Origin of the sequence: Streptomyces sp. WELS2, assembly GCF_013870595.1 — a bacterium.
Lineage (GTDB): Bacteria > Actinomycetota > Actinomycetes > Streptomycetales > Streptomycetaceae > Streptomyces.
This window is the reverse complement of sequence record NZ_JACBWZ010001015.1, coordinates 1-2,006: the sequence shown is the minus strand read 5'-3', so window position 1 is coordinate 2,006 and position 2,006 is coordinate 1. Positions and strand designations below refer to the sequence as shown.

The window sequence follows — 2,006 nt, the reverse complement described above, 5'->3', positions numbered from 1 at the left end:
GCTCAGGTCTACGGCATCCCGGTGAGGGACGGGAACCCCGCGCGGCGGTTCAGCGGCGGCGCTTCTTGCGGGACGGGTTGCCGGTGCGGCGGGTGGTGCGGCGGGCGTGGGCCTCGCGGGCCTTCTCGTACTCCTCGCGGCGCAGTCCCTCGCCCGGTGCCTCGACGAGGGAGCGGACGAAGTAGGCGAGGAGGGAGCCGACGAAGCCGATGGCGAGCATTCCGCGCAGGGAGGCCTGGCGCTGCGGGTCGTGCCGCTTGCCGAAGCCCTCCCAGGTGTTGCGGAAGGCGAACGCGCTGCAGATCGCGAACATCACCACGATGAGCACGGTCACGAAGGGGCCGGTGTCGGCGATCCGGATGCCCTGGTAGGCGAGGTTGAGCACCAGGCAGGAGACGGCCGCGGCGGCGAGGGAGCCGACGGCGACGCCGGCGCGGCGGGCCGCGTAGCCGTTGTCGTGGTCGACCCAGGAGGTGCCGAAGAAGCGCAGGGGCTCGGGGCGGGGGCCGCCGTTCGGCTCCGTGTCGCCGGTGGAGCCCGCCGCGCTGTCCGGGGTGCCGGTTTCGTCGCTCACGGCACGATTATCGCCCCGGCCGTGGACGGCCTTCCGGCCGGGGCCCGGCCTGGTGCGCGCCGTCAGCCGCAGCGGGGGGCGATGTAGCCGTCGCTGCCGGTGTGGACGTAGGCGTCCGAGACGTACTCGCCGTTGTCGATGAGGTCCCAGATGTTGGTGGTGCCGTAGGGGCCGGAGACCGTGGTGCCGGGGGCCTGGCAGTAGATCGGCAGGCGGACGCCCTCCGGCAGTACGCGGACCAGGTTGTACTGGGTGCCCGGGCCGCTGCGGACGTTCAGCCGGACGCCCGGTGCGACGGCGTAGGTGCGTACGGCCGCGGCCGCCTGCGTGGTCGGGCCGCCCTGGCCCTCGTCCACGCCCTCGGCCTCTCGTGTGTCGACAGACATGAAAGTGGTCCTCCCCCGTCGCTCGCGAACTCGGTGAGAGCCGGCGCGAAACGTGTGCGCGACTCGGGGGCAGACGCTAGCAAGCCGCCTCGGTCCCGTACGAGTCATCGATTAGGCTCCGTGCGTCGCGCGCGCGGACGAACAGCACGGGGGTGGTCCATGGCGCCACAGCGCAACGCCGGAGCCAATACGGAGGCGAACGCGGAAGCGGAACTTCCGGAATATGCCGGCCACTACCCACTGGAGTCCTGTCTGGGCTCCGGTGGCATGGGGGTCGTCCACCTCGCCCGGAGCACCTCGGGGATGAAGCTCGCGGTGAAGGTCGTGCACGCGGAGTTCGCCCGGGATCCCGAATTCAGGGGCCGTTTCCGGCAGGAGGTGGCCGCCGCCCGGCGGGTCAGCGGTGCCTTCACCGCGCCCGTCGTCGATGCCGACCCAGAGGCCGAACGGCCCTGGATGGCCACCCTGTACATCCCCGGTCCCACCCTCTCGGAACACGTGAAGCGGAACGGCCCCATGACTCCGGAGCAGTTGCGCCGGCTGATGGCGGGGCTGGCCGAGGCGCTGCGCGACATCCACCGGGTCGGGGTGGTGCACCGGGATCTGAAGCCCGGCAACGTGCTGCTCGCCGAGGACGGGCCGAAGGTCATCGACTTCGGGATCTCCCGGCCCAAGGACAGCGAGCTGCGCACCGAGACGGGCAAGCTGATCGGCACCCCGCCGTTCATGGCGCCGGAGCAGTTCCGGCGGCCCCGCGAGGTGGGCCCGGCCGCCGATGTCTTCGCGCTGGGCTCGGTGATGGTGCACGCGGCCACCGGGCGCGGCCCGTTCGACTCCGACAGTCCCTATGTCGTCGCCTACCAGGTCGTGCACGACGAGCCCGATCTGACCGGGGTGCCGCTCGGGCTCGCGTCGCTGGTGCGGCGGTGCCTGGCCAAGGAGCCGGAGGAGCGGCCCACGCCGGACGAGCTGATGCGGGAGCTGCGCTCGGTGGCGGCCTCGTACGACACGCAGGCGTTCATACCGGCCCAGCGGACGGACGGGGA

At 72.2% G+C, this 2,006-nt stretch carries 3 protein-coding genes; 1 reads left to right on the top strand and 2 read right to left on the bottom strand.

Annotation, left to right across the window (positions count from 1 at the left end; genetic code table 11):
• Nucleotides 1-49 precede the first annotated feature (49 nt).
• Together H5J33_RS32985 and H5J33_RS32980 are read right to left on the bottom strand one after the other, a co-directional pair.
• A complete protein-coding gene (locus H5J33_RS32985; protein WP_181798384.1) occupies nucleotides 50-574 on the bottom strand; it encodes an EamA/RhaT family transporter in 525 nt (174 codons plus the stop codon).
• A gap of 62 nt (nucleotides 575-636) precedes the next feature.
• A complete protein-coding gene (locus H5J33_RS32980) occupies nucleotides 637-960 on the bottom strand; it encodes an SH3 domain-containing protein (RefSeq protein ID WP_181798383.1) in 324 nt (107 codons plus the stop codon).
• Between the two features lie 159 nt (nucleotides 961-1,119).
• Between H5J33_RS32980 and H5J33_RS32975 the strand changes: the two genes are divergently transcribed.
• A partial coding sequence (locus tag H5J33_RS32975; protein WP_181798382.1) for a serine/threonine-protein kinase occupies nucleotides 1,120-2,006 on the top strand: 887 nt, incomplete at its 3' end.